The sequence below is a fragment of the Longispora urticae genome (assembly GCF_053902585.1).
Window position 1 is genome coordinate 139,162 of the sequence record NZ_JAQZSH010000040.1, and the last position, 16,402, is coordinate 155,563.

At 68.8% G+C, this 16,402-nt stretch carries 15 protein-coding genes and 1 pseudogene; 10 read left to right on the top strand and 6 right to left on the bottom strand.

Features of this window, described 5'->3' with window-relative positions:
• Positions 1–85 precede the first annotated feature (85 nt).
• From PT931_RS27410 to PT931_RS27425, 4 genes are all read left to right on the top strand, one after another.
• Positions 86–469, top strand: a complete 384-nt coding sequence (locus tag PT931_RS27410) for a hypothetical protein (RefSeq protein WP_456248588.1) — start codon at positions 86–88, stop codon at positions 467–469.
• Between the two features lie 145 nt (positions 470–614).
• Entirely contained in the window at positions 615–4,631 is a 4,017-nt protein-coding gene (locus PT931_RS27415) for an NB-ARC domain-containing protein (protein ID WP_456248589.1), read from the top strand.
• 169 nt (positions 4,632–4,800) lie between these two features.
• The gene (locus tag PT931_RS27420) at positions 4,801–4,953 is read left to right on the top strand and encodes a hypothetical protein (protein ID WP_456248590.1); all 153 of its coding nucleotides are present in this window, start codon (positions 4,801–4,803) and stop codon (positions 4,951–4,953) included.
• Positions 4,954–5,010: 57 nt separating this feature from the next.
• The gene (locus PT931_RS27425) at positions 5,011–5,298 is read left to right on the top strand and encodes a hypothetical protein (protein ID WP_456248591.1); all 288 of its coding nucleotides are present in this window, start codon (positions 5,011–5,013) and stop codon (positions 5,296–5,298) included.
• Here the strand turns inward: PT931_RS27425 and PT931_RS27430 are convergent.
• The gene (locus PT931_RS27430) at positions 5,273–5,830 is read right to left on the bottom strand and encodes a GNAT family N-acetyltransferase (protein WP_456248592.1); all 558 of its coding nucleotides are present in this window, start codon (positions 5,828–5,830) and stop codon (positions 5,273–5,275) included. The two genes, PT931_RS27425 and PT931_RS27430, sit on opposite strands and share 26 nt — an antisense overlap.
• A gap of 86 nt (positions 5,831–5,916) precedes the next feature.
• Positions 5,917–7,224 carry an MFS transporter gene (locus PT931_RS27435; RefSeq protein WP_456248593.1) on the bottom strand — a complete coding sequence of 436 codons (1,308 nt, stop codon included), beginning with the start codon at positions 7,222–7,224 and terminating at the stop codon, positions 5,917–5,919.
• A gap of 712 nt (positions 7,225–7,936) precedes the next feature.
• Between PT931_RS27435 and PT931_RS27440 the strand changes: the two are divergent.
• Together PT931_RS27440 and PT931_RS27445 are read left to right on the top strand one after the other, a co-directional pair.
• A pseudogene (locus PT931_RS27440) lies at positions 7,937–8,785 on the top strand (helix-turn-helix domain-containing protein); the annotation flags it as partial.
• A 55-nt stretch (positions 8,786–8,840) separates the two neighbouring features.
• Positions 8,841–9,467, top strand: coding sequence for a GNAT family N-acetyltransferase (locus PT931_RS27445; RefSeq protein ID WP_456248594.1), 627 nt, complete (start codon positions 8,841–8,843; stop codon positions 9,465–9,467).
• A gap of 180 nt (positions 9,468–9,647) precedes the next feature.
• On the opposite strand, the gene PT931_RS27450 is transcribed toward PT931_RS27445, so the two are convergent.
• Both PT931_RS27450 and PT931_RS27455 read right to left on the bottom strand, forming a co-directional pair.
• Positions 9,648–10,415 carry a C1 family peptidase gene (locus PT931_RS27450; RefSeq protein ID WP_363724222.1) on the bottom strand — a complete coding sequence of 256 codons (768 nt, stop codon included), beginning with the start codon at positions 10,413–10,415 and terminating at the stop codon, positions 9,648–9,650.
• 139 nt (positions 10,416–10,554) lie between these two features.
• Entirely contained in the window at positions 10,555–11,286 is a 732-nt protein-coding gene (locus PT931_RS27455) for a LamB/YcsF family protein (protein ID WP_456248595.1), read from the bottom strand.
• A 161-nt stretch (positions 11,287–11,447) separates the two neighbouring features.
• Here PT931_RS27455 and PT931_RS27460 point away from each other — a divergent pair, with 161 nt between their 5' ends.
• Positions 11,448–12,647, top strand: a complete 1,200-nt coding sequence (locus tag PT931_RS27460; protein ID WP_456248596.1) for an ABC transporter substrate-binding protein — start codon at positions 11,448–11,450, stop codon at positions 12,645–12,647.
• A 73-nt stretch (positions 12,648–12,720) separates the two neighbouring features.
• Positions 12,721–13,569: a GNAT family N-acetyltransferase gene (locus tag PT931_RS27465; protein ID WP_456248597.1), complete on the top strand. Its 849-nt coding sequence runs from the start codon at positions 12,721–12,723 to the stop codon at positions 13,567–13,569.
• 145 nt (positions 13,570–13,714) lie between these two features.
• On the opposite strand, the gene PT931_RS27470 is transcribed toward PT931_RS27465, so the two are convergent.
• Entirely contained in the window at positions 13,715–14,665 is a 951-nt protein-coding gene (locus tag PT931_RS27470; RefSeq protein ID WP_456248598.1) for an NAD-dependent epimerase/dehydratase family protein, read from the bottom strand.
• Positions 14,666–14,674: 9 nt separating this feature from the next.
• Positions 14,675–15,031, bottom strand: a complete 357-nt coding sequence (locus PT931_RS27475) for an MmcQ/YjbR family DNA-binding protein (protein WP_456248599.1) — start codon at positions 15,029–15,031, stop codon at positions 14,675–14,677.
• A gap of 59 nt (positions 15,032–15,090) precedes the next feature.
• Between PT931_RS27475 and PT931_RS27480 the strand changes: the two genes are divergently transcribed.
• Positions 15,091–15,945 carry a helix-turn-helix domain-containing protein gene (locus PT931_RS27480; protein WP_456248600.1) on the top strand — a complete coding sequence of 285 codons (855 nt, stop codon included), beginning with the start codon at positions 15,091–15,093 and terminating at the stop codon, positions 15,943–15,945.
• A 2-nt stretch (positions 15,946–15,947) separates the two neighbouring features.
• Positions 15,948–16,151 (top strand): DUF397 domain-containing protein, encoded by a 204-nt coding sequence (locus tag PT931_RS27485; protein WP_456248601.1) that lies wholly within the window; start codon positions 15,948–15,950, stop codon positions 16,149–16,151.
• The last annotated feature ends 251 nt before the right edge of the window (positions 16,152–16,402 follow it).

Here is a 16,402-nt window from a genome sequence, read left to right on the forward strand (position 1 = left end):
ACCCCGCTTTGCTGCTGCCATTGGTCTTAATATCGACTTCTCTTGACCATGGCCGCATGGCCTGGATACTGAACGGGGAGTTTCCTTGGAGATCACAGATCTCGCTGTGGCGGCATCGGCAGTGCTCGCGACTAAAGCGTGGGAATCGGTGTCATCTCGGGCCGGAGACTCCACGTGGAACACCTTGACGAGCCTGGTGCAGCGCATCCGGTTGCGCTTCAACGGAAAACAGCTCCAGGTCCTTGACGCCGCTCAGGTCTCACCTGCCGATGGCGTATCGCGAGAGACGCTGTCGAAGCTGCTTGAGGAGATGGTCACAGCCGACCAGCGTCTTCGTCGGGACCTTGAGGCGTTACTTGACCGCCTGCATGCCGAAGGCGCAGCCACGCTGGGGATCAACATCGGGCCAGGTTCCACCGTCCACAAGGCCGTATCGATCGGAACCGTCAACGGCAATGTCACGATCTAGCTGAGGGCGGCCAGTGAACGACGGTAGCCTTCAGGTAGGCGCATATGGCCCCCACTCTGTCAGGGTGAAGATGTCCTCCGCGGCAACGGCCGATGTGCCACCCAGCTTCGCGGCCCCTGGTGACATCTACATTGACAACAGCCAGGTGAAGATTATCCAGATCTCGTCGGTCAATGCGGCTCTGGCTGGACTCTCGAATCGACTGCCACGCGATGAACCGGTACTAATCGGACGGGATGAGGCGATCCGGCTCGGTGTGGACGCCCTCGATCCGTTAGATGAGCGATCCGCTGGTCTCAGTCTCATCATCACCGGAGCTGCAGGGGTGGGGAAGACGACGCTGGCCATCCGGATCGCCCACCTTCTAATTGACAAGTTCGCCGATGGCCAACTGATGCTCCGTCTGGGCGAGCGGACGACAAGCGCCCGTGGGACCGCCAGCCCCACGTTTGCCGCGCTACTGGATTTGATCGACACCGATCCGCCGAGTGCGACGGTGTCACGATCTGGCCAGCTCAGTCGAATCCATGCACTGCTGGGCCACAGGCGGATTCTCCTCGTTGCCGACGATGTGACGGACGAACAGCAAGTTCGCGACCTTGAAGAAGTTGGCTCCAGCGTCACCTTGGTCTGCACGAGCCGATCACGCCTCAGCGGCCTCGTCGAGGGAGAGCGGCGATGGCTTCGCCTCGGCCCGTTGCCGGATTTCGACGCTGCCTGCCTACTCATGGCCACAGCGGGACCAGGGCGCGTCACTGAGGATCAAGCCTATGAAATCGCCAGGCTGGCCGGTGGCCTTCCACTCGCTATCCGTATCGCGGCCGGGCGACTGCGCTCACGGCGTCACATTGCCGTTGTGACCTACATCGACCAATTGAGGCATCCATCGAAAGGACTGAAACACTGGTCGGCGGGTGACGCCTCGGTTGATGCGATCATTCGAGATTCTTTTGAGGCGCTCCCGAGTCCCATGTCTGAACTGATGCAGATGTTCGGCGCCCTTCCCGCCGCGCCGATCAATGTCCTCGCGCTCGCCGCCGCAAGTTCTGGCTCGCTGGATCAGGTGAATGACGAGTCGATCGAAACAACCGTCGAACTGCTGGACGGGCTGTTCGAACGAAATCTCATTGAGCAGTACGGACCTCGCCATTTTGGGCTTCACGGCATACTGCATCGGTTCTGCCGCCACCAATCCGATTCGGCGACGGACTTCCGCCAGCGGGTCATCGGTATAGTTTGTCTCGCGTATGCAGCAGCTGCCCAATTAGCCTTTCAGGCCGTCGATAGCGAAGACCATAACCGTCTAGAGGCGCTCAGTCCTGAGGTTGTTGCCGAAATCGATCTTGACCGGCGCGCCGTCCTCGGCTGTATCCAACTCGCCTGCGAACGCGCAATGATGCAGGAGTCACTGACTCTCGCCCACCACGCGACGTTCATCTTCCGTCATCGAGGCTTTTGGGGCGACATCTGGGAAATGCACCACACGACGCTAGGGGTCGCCCGGCAGATCGAGCATATCGGTTGGGAGATCTTCGCCCTGCGCACGCTCGCGGAGTCCGCATCGCACATAGGCGAAACGCGTGAAGCAGTTGAGCTTCTGGAACGCGCCTACCGAATAGCGAATAGCAACAACCACAGCCGCAGTGCTTGCCTGTCACTCACGGCCTTGGCTACACTCATGCTGAATCTAGGCTACCCGAGTGAAGCAATCGAACGGCTCAAGCTGGTACTGGCTGGGTGGGATCTCAATGGGGACCCTCAACTTCACGTCGAAACGCTCACGAACCTCGGCGTAGCCTACATGACAATCGCAGAATGGCGTATTGCGAAGCGATATCTGGACAATGCGGTGCGCCTTGCCGACAAGAGATCCGTGACAGTTCCCGAGGTTGCGCGGCGGGCTCTAGCCAGACTGTATAGCGCTACAGGGCATCCGAATCTTGCGCGACAAGAGGCTGCTGAAACACTTCGAATTGCTCAACTGGCTGGAAATCGCGGTGCCGAAGGTCTAGCGCTGATTACCGTGGGCCAGTACGAGGACGAGAGCGGTAACACCCTAGCTGCCCGAGACTACATGGTCCAGGCTGCAGAGATATTTCGGGCAATAGGCGACATTCCATTCCTCTGCCGGAGCCTCGAACACCTTGGCGAATACAGCCAAAAGCTTGGCGAGTCCCCTGCGGCGATCGAATGCTTTATTGAATGTCGTGACCTCGCCCGGAGTATCGGCGATGCTATGCGCGATACGATGTCCTCGCTCAACCTGGCCGGCATCTTCAGTGGTATTGGGCAAGTGGGCCGTGTGGAGGAGTTCCTTTCCGAGGCCAAGGAGTCAGCTGATAGTTCCAAGAGTTTTGTCCTGGTAATGCGAGTCAAAGCCTCCCAGGCCGACTATCTCTTGGAGAACGGCAACGCGCATGAGGCGGAGCCTTTGCTTCGCGAGATCCTCGACTCTCCGGAGCTCTTTTTACACCGCGAGGAAGAGTGTCTGTACCTAATTCATCTCGCGGAGGCGCTTCTACGCCAAAATCAATTGGCGGAAGCGGAGAATGAGATTCAACGTGCACTGCGGGCTGTAACGGTGACTGACGCACCCCGAGTGCACATGCTGGGTCATCGCAGCCTGGCCACCATACTCTCCCGAAGTGACCTGTTCGACGAGGCGCTCGAAAGCGCGCGCATCAGCGTCGCTCTCGCCAATGATGTCGCCAGTGACGGCGACCGAATGGAATGCCATGCCGCCTTGGCGACCACCCTGGCTCGTATGGGCAATTGGGTGGAAGCGTTGGCGGAGTACGAAGTTGCGATACCGATTGCCGGCAAACTGAAAAGCTTCCGACGCTTGACCGCTTATAAGGCCAATGCCGCCAGTTGTCGGAACTTCCTGGGTGATTCAGCGGCCTCCATCGACGAACTAAAGAGCTTGCTTGAAAACGCCAAGTTGCTCAACATGCCCGAGCTTGAAGCGGTGTCCCACAGTAACATCGGAGCATGGCTCGCCGAAAACAACAGGGCTGATGAGGCTGTTCCTCATTTCGAACAAGCCTTGCGGCTCGCCCGGTCGGGCAAGGATGTCCATCTGCAGGCGACGTGTCTGAAGCATCTTGCAAAAGTCTCCGGAGCGCCATACGCTCAATCCGCCGTGGGTCTTGCGCGCCAGGCACGAGAAGCATTCGAATCATTGCGCGATTGGAAGTCTGCCGCTCAAGTTCTGCCCCTCGAACTCCCTGTCAATCTCGCACTCGAAGACCCCTTTGGGCAATTCTGGAGCAGCCTAGAGGCGCTCGGTGCTCGGAAGGGAACAATTGCGGCCTTCCGATCTCTATTCCTTGTGGATGACACGGCCGATGTGAATGCGAAATCCTCCAGGCGTCGGCGAATTCAGGTGTCCGAAGAAGTTCGGGGCGCGATGAACCTGCCTGAAATAGGCGAGATCATTGATCGAATGGAGACATCGCGACAATCGTGTTTCGCCTGCCACCTGCCTGTATCCCTGGTCGGCACAGCAAACTTAATCCTTCAGCTGTCACCCTGTGACGACGGCCTCGTTCTGCGCTTGGCCCATAACCGCTGTGCTCAGTCGATGGTCATTGTTGACCCTGAGCTTGAGATCGACAAGTCGGTCCGGATGGAAATTGAATGTGCTATCCAAGGGGACGACCCGTCGCTTGCTCAGATAGTTGTGGACAGTTATGGAGGATTTGGTGCGGTCGAGGGTCAAGGTGTCACGGACGTGTGGCTTGATTCACTCAAAAGCGCTGGATTTTTCGATGTTCGAGACTTCGGATCGTTAGGGCAGAGACAGTTCAGGATAGATGAAACTCTTATTCATAGCGCGGCAAACGGACTCTCGGCCATCCTGAACGGCGACAAAGTCACTGTTGCAGCGAAAGGCCTGGAATTCATCTCGAATGCACCTCTGAGTTTTATCTCCGATTGGTATCAGGCTTGCCGTACGGGAATTCTTATCATAATGATCGGGCGAAATCTGACAGGTATGTCCTGGGAGGACCCCGCCAATCTTCTTCGCGCTGCAGAAAAAGGAAAGTTGGTAATGTCGGTTGTTCCGCTCAAGGTGGTGCCGCCGCCGCAGAACAGTACATGTGTGTGCACTCCCAGCTATGGAACAAAGTTCAAGCACTGTTGCGGGCGGACGCGCTGAGGGGGTACCGCTGACTGCTGCACGACTGCTCGATAGTGATGTGGCCGCTGAGACTGGCTGCTGTGCAGAACGCGCTCTTCCAGCTCAATATGGCGGTGAGTAGCTTTATGCGGGAGCGGACCTGGGGCCAGCGGCCTGAGTCACCGCGGACGGCGGCCGGGTCGACCTGGTGGCCCTGGAGGCGCCGCCCGCCGTGCTCCGGGCCCGCAACCGCGCCCGACCGGCCCCGGTGCCCGACGCGGTGATCGGCCGGCTCGCCGCGAAGTGGGAGACTCCGGACGTCACGGAGGCGCACAGCGTGACCTGGATCGACAACGCTTGACGTCCGCGACCGGGGCTCCCATCCTGGGGTTCTCGCCGTCGATCACCCGGGGGACACGTGCGCCGAGTCGCGACCATCGCCACGACCGTCTATTTCAGCCTGATCATCCTGCCCGCCACGGCCTTCGCGAAGGGTGGCGGCAGCGGGGGTCGGGGCGGCGGCGGCAGCAAGAGCGGCGGCCGGTCGGGCGGCTACCGGTCCGGCGGCGGATCCGGCGGCCACGGCGTCAGCGGCTCCTCGTCCAGCTACCCGAGCTTCATGACCTGGCTGTGCCTGGGCCTGGTGTCCGCCGTGATCCTCGGCGTGGTGGTCTGGGGCATCAGGAAGAAGAACGCCATTCGCTAGCCAGCACCGCGTAGACCATCTCGTCGGTCCACTCGCCCTTGACGAACTCGTTCTGCACGAGGTGGGCCTCGCGGCGCATCCCGAGCCGTTCCAGCAGCTTCGCCGAGGCGGTGTTGCGGCCGTCGATCCGCCCGTACATCCGGTGCAGGCCCAGGCCCTCGAAACCGAGCCGGAGCAGCGGGGTCGCCGCCTCCAGAGCGAGACCCTTCCCGTGGTACGCCGGGTGCAGGGCGTAGCCGATCTCGCCCTGGCGGTGCTCGGCGCTCGCCCACTTGAGGACGACGGTACCGATCACGGTGCCGGTCTCCCTCAGCTCCACGACCAGGCCGACGAAGTCGCCCTCGGCGGTCAGGGCGGTCCGGCCGGCGCGTTCGGTGATCATCGTGGCGACCTGGTCGCGGGTGCGGGGGACCGAGTAGACGTAGCGGTGCATCTCGGGCAGGGACTCGAAGGCGTACAGGTCGTCGACGTCGCCCGGGGCGTACGCCCGCAGGAGCAGTCGGTCCGTCTCGATGGGCAGGTCGGGGATCATGGGGCAACCCTAGACGCCGACCGCGACGACGGCATGGGACTTTTGTCGGCGTTCGCCGGCCGGGGCACGCGACCGTGGACGCGCCCTCACCCGCCCGCCGGGACCAGGACCCGGGTCCTTCCGCGTACCCCCAGGGAGAACGCGGTGGCGGCGAAGCACAGCGCCCCGGCGACGTACCAGGCCGCGTCGTAGTGGCCGAACGAGTCGCGGATCAGGCCGGCGCCCACGGCCGCGACCGCCGCGCCGATCTGGTGGGCCGCGAACACCCAGCCGAACACCACGGGGCCGGCCTCGCCGAACACCTCCCGGCACAGCGCCACGGTCGGCGGCACGGTCGCCACCCAGTCCAGGCCGTAGAACACGATGAAGATCAGCATGTTCGGCCTCGTGGTGGCGGCGAACAGGCTGGGCAGGACGAGCAGGGACAGGCCGCGCAGCAGGTAGTACCAGGCGAGGAGTTTGCGGGAGTCCATCCGGTCCGACAGCCAGCCGGCCACGATCGTGCCGACGATGTCGAACACGCCGACGAGGGCCAGCAGCCCGGACGCGGTGGTCTCGGCCATGCCGTGGTCGTGCGCGGCCGGGATGAAGTGCGTGCCGACCAGGCCGTTCGTGCTGGCCCCGCAGATCGCGAAACCCCCGGCGAGGAACCAGAAGGAGCGGGTCCGCGCCGCCGTGCGCAGCGCTCCCACCGCACGCCGGGCCGCTCCGCCCGGAGCCAGCGGCACGACCGGCGGTTCCTCGGTCGCCCCGTACGGCAGCACGCCCACGTCGCGCGGCCGGTCCCGGACGAAGAACCAGACCAGGGGTGCGACCGCGAGCGCGGACCCGGCGACGCTGAGCGCGGCGACCCGCCAGCCGTTCTCCTGGGCCAGGAACGCCAGCAGCGGCAGGAAGATCAACTGTCCGGTGGCCCCGCCGGCCGTCAGCACGCCCGTGACCACGCCCCGGTGCTTCGTGAACCACCGGCCGGTGATCGTGGCGACGAGCGCGAGCGCCATCGAGCCGGTACCGAGCCCGACCAGCACGCCCCAGCACAGGATCAGCTGCCAGCTCGACGTCATGAACACGGTCAGCCCGCTGCCGGTCGCCACCAGCACCAGCGCCCCGGCGACCACCCGCCGGACCCCGAGCTTCTCCATCAGGGCCGCCGCGAACGGCGCGGTCAGGCCGAACAGCAGCAGGTTGACGGAGACGGCCGCCGAGATGGTGCTCCGGGACCAGCCGAACTCCTCCTGCAACGGGGTGATCAGGACGCCGGGGGTGGCGCGGAAGCCGGCCGCCCCGACGATGGCCACGAGGATGACGGCGGCGATGACCCAGGCGCGGTGGAGTGTTCTCACCCGGTCATCCTCCGTGCCCGGGGCCCGGCGGGGGAGTGGCCCGAAAGCCAATGTGTGAAAGAATCGGGCCATGAGACCGCACCGGGTGGCCGTCGTCGCCCTCGACCTGTTCGTGGCGTTCGACCTGGGGACGCCGGCCCAGGTGTTCGGCGCGGCCCGCGAGCGCCCTCCGGTGGGCGGGCCGGTCGGGGACGGCGCCGCCGGTGACCGTGCCCGGGACCGACCGGAGCCGGGTCACGCCGACCTGGCCACCCGGGGGAGGCCTGACGCTGGCCACGTCGGAGATGCCGTCCGCCCGGGCTCCGGGCGCGGGCGGAGCGCGGACCCGGTGTCGAACCCGTGGGGTGTCGGCCAGGTCTCCCGGGGCGCCGACAGTGGGGAACGGTCCGGTTGGGACACCCCGGGCGGACGGTCGGGAAGCCGCTGGGAGAGCCGGCGCGGGGACGGCGTCGAGGGCCCGGGTCGCGACGGAGGGCGGGGCACGGGTCGCGGGGACGGGCGGGCCGCGGGCCGCGACGGCGGTCGGGGCGCGGGTCGCGGGGACGGGCGGGCCGCGGGGCGCGGGGACGGGCCGGTCGCGGGGCGCGGCGGCGGCCCGGGAGCCCTGGAAGGAGGCCCGGGCCGGCGGGAGGCCCCGGGTGGTCGGGGTCGGTGGTCGCCGGCGGAGGACCGCGCGGAGGAGGCCGCTGAGCTCGCGGCGAGCGGGGTGTGGGTGCCCGGGGCCGACGGGTGGTCCGATGTCGACCCCATGGGGCTGGGCGCGCCCTACTACGAGGTGGTCACCGTCGGGCTCGGCCCGGTGCGTGCCGCCGGGGGCGGGTTCACCGTCGTGCCCGACCTCGGGCTGGAGGCGCTGGCCACGGCCGACACCGTGATCGTGCCCGGGGTGCACGGCCGGTCGCAGCTCGTCCGGGACGGCGGGACGCCCGGGCCGGTGCTGCGGGCGCTGCGGGAGTTCCCCGGGCGGATCATGTCCATCTGTACCGGGGCGTTCGTGCTGGCCGAGGCGGGGCTGCTCGACGGGCTGCGGGCCACCACGCACTGGGACTACGCGGAGCTGTTCCGGGCCCGGTACCCACATGTGGATCTTGATCCTGATGTGTTGTTCGTCGACGGCGGGCGGGTGCTGACCTCCGCCGGGGTGGCCGCCGGCATCGACCTGTGCCTGCACGTGATCCGGTCCGACCACGGCAGCGAGGTCGCCAACCGGGCCGCCCGGCGGTGCGTGGTGCCGTCGTGGCGGGACGGCGGGCAGTCCCAGTTCATCGAGCGGCCCGTGCCCGAGACCGGGGACGCCAGCACCGGGCCGACCCGGGGCTGGGCGCTGACCCGCCTGGAGGACGACCTCGACCTGCGGGCCATGGCCGCGCACGCCCGGATGAGCGTGCGCACGTTCACCCGGCGGTTCCGGGAGGAGACCGGACTCAGCCCCGCCCGGTGGCTCGCCGCCCAGCGCGTCGAACGGGCCCGCCAGCTCCTGGAGACCACCGACCTGTCCGTCGACCGGATCGCCGAACGGGCCGGGTTCGGCACCGCCACCTCGCTGCGCCAGCACCTGCACGGTGTCGTCGGGGTGTCCCCGGCCGCGTATCGGAGCGCGTTCCGGCGGTAGCCCCCCGGCCGGTTTTTCGGGTGCGGCGCGGCAGGCGGGCTGCGACGATGCGGGCATGACCTACTGGCCCGTCTCCGACCTCCGACTCTCCGTGGGCGAGGTCGTGCTCACCCCGACCGTCGACGCCGACCTGCTGACCCTGGCCGACCTGATGCCCCCGGACGTCGAACTCGACCCGGGACTGCCGACGTTCGGGCTCGCCGAGGGGCGCTCGGGCCGGGCCGTGCACCAGTACTACTGGCGCCACCTCGGCACCTGGCGGCCCGAGAGCTGGTGCCTGGACCTGACCGTCCGGGTCGGAGGGCGGATCGCCGGGGCGCAGAACCTGGAGGCCGCCGACTTCGCGACCCTGCGGACCGTGGAGACCGCGTCCTGGCTGGGGACGGAGTTCCGGGGGCTGGGGATCGGGAAGGCCATGCGGGTGGCGGCGTTGGCGCTGGCGTTCGACGGGCTCGGGGCGCTGGTCGCCGAGACCGAGGCGTGGCACGACAACGCGGCGTCGCTCGGGGTGTCGCGGGCCGTGGGGTACGTGGACAACGGGCTCGGACGGCACGCGCGCGACGGGGTCGGGGCCGATGACATGGTGCGGATGCGCATGACGCGGGAGGTGTGGGAGGCACGGCACGCCGGGACCGTGGACGTGGTGCTGCCCGAGGGGGCGCGGGCGTTCTTCGGGGTGTGACGGGGCGGGGGCGCGTCGCCCGGCGGGCGTGGCGTGCCCGGTCCGCGCGGCCTGCCCGGAGTCTGCGGCCTGCCCGGTCCGCGCGGCCTGCCCGGAGTCTGCGGCCTGCCCGGTCCGCGCGGCCTGCCCGGAGTGCGCGGCGGGAGGCGGCCCCCACCGGCCGCCGCCCGCCGCCCCCGATCACGTTGTCCGCGTCATCATCCAGAAGTCGCGCGACAGCGTGGAGTCGGTCAGATACGGGTACGGCATCGTGAAGTAGCCCCGGTCGCCCCAGCGCTCGCCCCACGAGTTGCGCACCAGGAACCGCATCGTCTCGTCGTCGTAGCCCACGCACAGCACCGCGTGCCCGCCGAGCATCTGCTCGGAGTCGACGTCCGGCATGGGTACCGTGCCGGTGCCGCTGACCTCGGGGGACTCGAAGCTCTCGTACACCGCGAATCCGAAGACGATCGGGTAGCCCTGCGCGAGGCAGCTCTTCAGCTGGCGCAGGGTCTGGGGCACCCGCTTGTAGGCGGTCACCCGGTGGTCGAGCGCGGTCTCGTAGCAGCTGGCAGGGGGCCGCTCCGTGAACCGGGCGATGTCGTAGGGCCAGTCGGGCTCCGGGCAGACGCCCTGCTTGGCCACGGACTTGATGCCGTCGCGGATCATGGCGCCGCTGTCGCTGTCGACGGTGCCGAGGATGACCCGCTCGTTGTAGTAGACGAACAGCCGGGACGGGGTGAAGATCTCCAACCCGTGCTTGATCAGGGTGTACTCGAACCCGGTGCCGATCGCGTTCGCCGTACAGCTGCCCAGGGCGCCCTGGTCGTAGATCGCGGGTGGACACTGACCACGGAGGTCGACCTTCGCGGGCAGCGGGGTGGTGGTCGGGGCCGCCGAGAACAGGTGGTCCCGCTGATCGGGCAGGTCAGGGACCCAACCGTAGATCGCATTGCGGGGAGTGGTCATGAGATCACGATCCGCTTCGGATCTCGATCGCGCCAGTCCCCTGTGCAGGAGCCGACACAGTCCTTACCCGACGGGCGGCCGGGACCACGCGAATGCCGCGGATCGGGCCGAGTTCGCCACGCGTGCCCGCACCCGGCGCCTAGGTGAACGGCGTCATCTCCCACGCCGCGCGGATCGCCCGCCCCACCGCCACGGCCCCGGGCGTGTCCCCGTGCACGCACAGGGACCGGGCCGCCACCTCGACCACCTCGCCCGTGACCGCCGTGACCCGCCCGTCCCGCGCGATCCCCAGCGCCTGCGCCACGGCCGCCTCCGCCCCGAGCACCGCGCCCGGCGTGCCGCGCGGCACCAGCGTCCCCCGCGCCGTGTACCCCCGGTCCGCGAACGCCTCCGCGACCGTCGGCAGCCCGGCGGCCCGGGCGGCGGCGTGCAGCTCCGAGCCCGGCAGCCCGAGCACCGGCAGCCCGCCCCCGGCCCGGACGATCCCGGCGACCACCGCCGCGGCCTGCGCCGGGTCGTCGACCACCCGGTTGTAGAGCGCGCCGTGCGGCTTGACGTAGCTGACCGTGCTGCCGGCGGCCTCGGCGAAGACCCGCAGGGCCCCGATCTGGTACGTGACCTCGTCGGCCAGTTCGTCCGCCGGGACGTCCATCGCGCGGCGGCCGAAGCCGGCCAGATCGCGGTAGGACACCTGGGCGCCGATCCGCACCCCGCGCGCGGCGGCGGCCCCGCACACCCGGCGCATCGTGGCCGGGTCGCCGGCGTGGAAGCCGCAGGCCACGTTCGCGCTGGTCACGACGTCGAGGAGCGCGTCGTCGTCGGTCAGGTGCCAGCGGCCGAAACCCTCGCCGAGGTCCGCGTTGAGATCCATCGGCCCATTCTGCACGCCCGGCGGGTACCGGCAAGTCGGGCATATCCGAGTAACCCACTGTGATGGAACTTCGGGGAATCGGCCGGCAAAAGCAGGTCAGGGTCCTGTAATGTCCGTGTTCGTCACTTGACCATCGACACAGAATGTGACCACCATCGCGGATGGTCGATCGCAGGTTCTGGGCCGGACTCACCTCCGCCGTACTCGTCGCGTCCGTCGCCGCCGGCTGTGGCGGCCCCGCGACGCCCGAGCGCGGCGCCGTGACCCTCGAGGGCGAGGTCGTCGTCGGGGCCGTCCTGGAACTCACCGGGCCCGGCCTCCCGATCGGCACCGTGCACCGCAACGCCCTCAAGGTCACGGTCGACCAGATCAACGAGGGCGGGGTACTGGTCGACGGCAAGCGGCGCACACTGCGGCTCGTCGTCAAGGACAGCGCCAGCGACCCGGCGAGGGGCGCCGCCGCCGCCCGCGAACTCGTCACCAACGACCACGTGGCCGCCATCGTCGGCGCGAGCACCACCGCCGTGACCATGGCCATGGTGCCCGTCGCCGAGGAACTGGGCGTGCCGCTCGTGTCCCTGGCCGCCAGCGACGCCATCGTCACCCCGGTCGCGGCCCGGAAGTTCTGCTTCAAGGTGTCCCCGAACGGCGGCGACATCGCGGCCGCCATCGCCGACAACGCGCTGCGGATGGGCGCGAAGAAGATCGGCCTGTTGACCGCCAAGGGCACCTACGGGGACATCGTCACCCAGGTCATGACCGGCGCGCTCGCGATCCGGTCCAGCGACGGGCTGAGCCTGGTGAAGGGCGAACGGTTCGCCGAGGACGGCTCCGACGTGACCGACCGGCTGGCCGCGCTCCTGGAGGCCAAACCCGACGCGATCCTGCTCGGCGCGCTCATGCCCGGGGCGGCGCGCGCCGTGTCGGCGATCAAGGCGTCCGGGTACACCGGGAAGATCTTCCTCGACCCCTCTGCGGGGGCCGACCAGTTCCTGTCCGGCCCGACGGCCGCCGACGCCGAGGGCATGTTCATGGTGCACCCGGCCGTGCTCGACCCGAACAGCATCGCGACCACCCCGGCGGGGCTGGCCCAGCAGGAGTTCCGGCGGCGGTACATCCAGGAGTACAACACGTACTCCGGGGTGGCGCCGAGCGCGTACGACGCCCTGCGCATGATCACCGAGGCGATGACGAGCACGAAGGGCACCGAGCGGGGTCCGCTCCGCGACGCCCTGGAGAACACGCACTACGACGGGGTGGCCGGCAACTACGTGTTCGGGCCGGACCACCACGGCGGGGTGGACAAGGGGACGCTGACGACGTTCGTGGTGCGGCTCGGCGGCTGGCAGCTCCTGTACTGACCCGGCCCGGGTGGGCCACGCGACCGGCTCCGGCGGGGCCGCGCGCGGGGCACCGGCCGGGCGACAATGGGGGATGCGTGTTCACTCCGAACCCTCCGTCGAGGCCTTCGCCCAGCAGGTGCTGCCCTGGCTGGGCCGCGACCCGGTCCGCCACAACATCGCCGCGAACCTCATCGCCACCCGCGCGGCCGGCGAGGTCCCGGTCGAGGAGGGCGCCGTGTGGCTCGGCGTCCACGACGGCGACGACCTCGTGGGCGTGGCCCTGCGCACCCCGCCGCACCCCCTGCTCCTGACCACCGTCGACCCCGACGTGGTGGCCGCCCTGGTCGACTGGTGCGCGGAGCATCAGCCCGCGCTCCCGGCCGTGGGCGGCCCGGCGACGGCCTCGGACGAGTTCGCCCGGCTGTGGGCGGAGCGCACCGGGGTGAGGGCGGCGGCGACGAGGGGTACCCGGCTGTTCCGGCTCGACGCGGTCGTCCCGCCGGTCGGGGTCCCGGGCACGCTCCGCCAGGCTGTGGCCGGTGACCGCGAGCTGGTGCTGACCTGGGTGGCCGCGTTCATCCGGGAGGCGGTTCCGGACGAGGACGTGTCCCACGTGGCGGCCACGGTGGACCGGCACCTCGACGCCGGGGAGGTCTGGCTGTGGGAGGACGGCGGGCCGGTCTCGATGCTGTGGGTCAGCCCGCCGGTGGCGGGGGTCGCCAAGGTCAGCGGGGTCTACACGGCGCCGGGGTCGCGGGGCCGCGGCTACGCCAGCGGGTGCGTCGCGGCCGTCAGCCAGCGGATCCTGGACGACGGCGCGGTGTGCAGCCTCTACACGGACGTGGCGAACCCGACGAGCAACAAGATCTACCAGGCCATCGGGTACGTGCCGGTGCACGACCTGCGGGTCTGGCGGTTCGGCGGGGCGCCGGTGGGCTGAGGGATCCCGGCTGGGAGGCGGGCCGGCGCGGCCAGGGGGACCGTGGCGCGGGGCGGCCCTGCGATCCCGGCTGGGAGGCGGGCCGGCGCGGCTGAGGTCGACCGTGGTCCGGTGGGCGGCGGCGGGCCGGCGCGGTCGGGTGGGGCTAGCGGTCGGCCAGGAGGCGGGCTTCCTCCTCGGGGGTGATGCCCCAGTCGATCGGTTGCTCGCCGGTCGCGCGGTCCCAGGCGAGCACGTCGCGGATCGTCGTCTCAAGGGGCGTGACCGGCATCCCGGCGGCCCGGGCCCGCGCGGCGCTCCGCTGCTGCCCCGCCCACACCTCCACCGGCCGGACCAGCGGGTACATCGGCCCGACCGCGTCCTCGGGCACCGGCACGACCTCGATGTCGACCCCGGCCACCCGGGCGCACAGCGCGATCACCTCGCCGAGGGCGACGGTGGGCCCGACGGCCGTGTACGCGCCGCCCCGGTCGTCCCGGAGCAGCCGCACGACGAGGGCCGCCAGGTCGCGCGCGTCGATGATCTGCACCGGCTGCTCGGGCCGCCCCGGCAGCGCCACCCGGCCGCCGCGCGCGACCCGGCGGACCCAGTACGTGAGGGTGTTCTGGTTGTCGTTCGGGCCGGCCACCTTGCCGGGGCGCACGATCGTGGCCCGCTCCCCGTACCGCGCGACGACGTCCTCCTCGCAGGCCACCTTGTTCGGCCCGTACGTCGCCTCGTCCAGGTGCTCGGTGTGCCGGACGGCCGGGCGCAGGGGAGTGTCCTCGTCGTTTCCGGGGGCCAGGCCGGTGAGGGTGTAGACGGCGTGGCTGGAGACGAACAGGTACCGCCCGACCCGGTCGCCGAGCGCGTCCATCGCCTGGTCGACGTGCCGGGGCACGTACCCGCTGGAGTCCACGACCGCGTCCCAGCTGCCGTCGGCGAGGGCCGCGTAGTCGCCGGTGTCGCGGTCGCCGATCAGCCGGGGGACCTCGGGGAACAGGTCCGTGCCCGTCTTCCCCCGGCCGAAGACCGCCACCTCCGCGCCGGTCCGCAGGGCTTCCTCCACGATGGCGCGTCCGACGAAGGACGTCCCGCCCAGTACCAGGATCCGCATGGGTGGAATCTAGCCCTCGCGCATCCGGGCGTGCAGGGACTTCGGGGCCACCATGAGGTACGCCTCCGTCACCACGTCGCGGATCTCGTCCCAGTTGACGGGCACGTCGAGGTACACGCCCAGCCAGCCGCGCCCGCCGACGTAGGGCGGGCGGAAGTACAGGGCCGGGTCCTCGGTGACCAGCGCCTCCTGCGTGCCGGGCGGGGCCGCGCACCAGAACCCCAGCCGGTTGTCGTGGTGGTGGTCGGCGAGGGTCACGAACACCTTCCTGCCCCGGATGAACCAGGTCGGCTCGCCGTGGGACAACCGCTCCGTCGTCTCGGGCAGGGCCAGGCAGAGTTCGCGCAGTCTGTCGACGGGATCCATGCCCTCATTGTGTACTCCGGTGAATAGTCGCACTCGGTGATCAATGGTTAACTGGTCTGATGCAGATCACCACCCGTCGTCGGGTGCTCGGCGCGGGGTTGCGCGGCATCCGCGAGCAGGCCGGGTTGAGTGCGGAGCGCGCGGCCGAGCTGTCGGGGTACACGCCGGTGCGGGTCGGGGCGGCTGAAGAGGGCTCCGATCCGGCCATCCGCAGCTCAGCGGCAAAACTCCTCGATGTGTACGCGGTCCCGGAGCCCACCAGAGCGCGCATCCTGGAGCTGGCCCAGGAAGCCAACGTCTCCGGCTGGTGGAACCGAGCCGGCGATAGCGAGTTGCCCCCAGGATTCGCGGCATATCTGGCGCTTGAGTCGACAGCTGACAGCATCAAGCTCTATGAGAACCGGATCATGCCGGGGCTGTTCCAGACGGCCGAGTATGCCCGGACACTGATGCGTTCCTTCAGGCCCGCCCACGATCCGCGCCGGATCGAGAACCTCATCCAGGTGCGCATGGGCCGCAGGGCCATCTTTGACCGACCGAATGCGCCCTACGTTCACGTGATCCTCTGTGAGGACGCGCTCTGGCGGGGAGTCGGTGGCGCGGATGTGTCCAGGCGGCAGCTAGAGGCCCTGGCTGACTGGATAGACGCCGGAGCGGTCACCGTGCAGCTCCTGCCGGCCATGGTTCCCGACGCGGGCCACAACGCGCCGTTCCATCTATTCGGATTTGATCGGCCGCGAGGGCAGGTCGTCGCAGTCGAGAGCGTTGTCGGAGTCCTCTACCTCGATAGCCCGGAAGAAGTGCTCCCGCACCGTGCCGAGTTCGATCACCTGACAGCGTGTGCCTTGTCGCCGAGCACCACGCGCCGCATGATCGGGGAGACGATCGAATCCCTGGAGAGCCGGGAGCCCTAGTTATGACGGACCTTCACCCCTCAACCTGGCGAAAATCCAACCGGAGCAACGGTTCCGGAGGCGCCTGCGTCGAAGTCTCGCTGGGCAATCCTCTGGTAGGTGTGCGCGATTCCAAGGCTCCGTTGGACGGCATCGTGACCGTGCCGTCCACTGACTGGGCCGTGTTTCTCGGGGCCGTGCGGTCCGGGGAGTTTGGGGCGGCCTAGGTGCCGGGCCCGAGCTGATGCGCGACGGGTCGGGGCCCCACTCGTAACCATCAAGGATTTTGTGGTTTGTCTCTTCCGGGGGGCGTCTGTGTTTGCGAGACGGATGACGCCCCCCGGAAGGACGGGTGGGTGGGCTGCGTCGGCCCACCACTGCCGGGGATGGGTGCCCCGACACCGAGAAAGCTACGCCGGGCCGCATGAATTTTTCATGACGCGGACTGCATTTTCGGCTCCGGGGCCGTCTGACCTGG

Coding starts and splice junctions, on each gene's coding strand:
- PT931_RS27465 (WP_456248597.1), top strand. CDS start 12,721: ATGCGTGTTCACTCCGAACCCTCCGTCGAGGCCTTCGCCCAGCAGGTG.
- PT931_RS27485 (WP_456248601.1), top strand. CDS start 15,948: ATGACGGACCTTCACCCCTCAACCTGGCGAAAATCCAACCGGAGCAAC.
- PT931_RS27460 (WP_456248596.1), top strand. CDS start 11,448: ATGGTCGATCGCAGGTTCTGGGCCGGACTCACCTCCGCCGTACTCGTC.
- PT931_RS27450 (WP_363724222.1), bottom strand. CDS start 10,415: ATGACCACTCCCCGCAATGCGATCTACGGTTGGGTCCCTGACCTGCCC.
- PT931_RS27455 (WP_456248595.1), bottom strand. CDS start 11,286: ATGGATCTCAACGCGGACCTCGGCGAGGGTTTCGGCCGCTGGCACCTG.
- PT931_RS27445 (WP_456248594.1), top strand. CDS start 8,841: ATGACCTACTGGCCCGTCTCCGACCTCCGACTCTCCGTGGGCGAGGTC.
- PT931_RS27430 (WP_456248592.1), bottom strand. CDS start 5,830: ATGATCCCCGACCTGCCCATCGAGACGGACCGACTGCTCCTGCGGGCG.
- PT931_RS27470 (WP_456248598.1), bottom strand. CDS start 14,665: ATGCGGATCCTGGTACTGGGCGGGACGTCCTTCGTCGGACGCGCCATC.
- PT931_RS27475 (WP_456248599.1), bottom strand. CDS start 15,031: ATGGATCCCGTCGACAGACTGCGCGAACTCTGCCTGGCCCTGCCCGAG.
- PT931_RS27480 (WP_456248600.1), top strand. CDS start 15,091: ATGCAGATCACCACCCGTCGTCGGGTGCTCGGCGCGGGGTTGCGCGGC.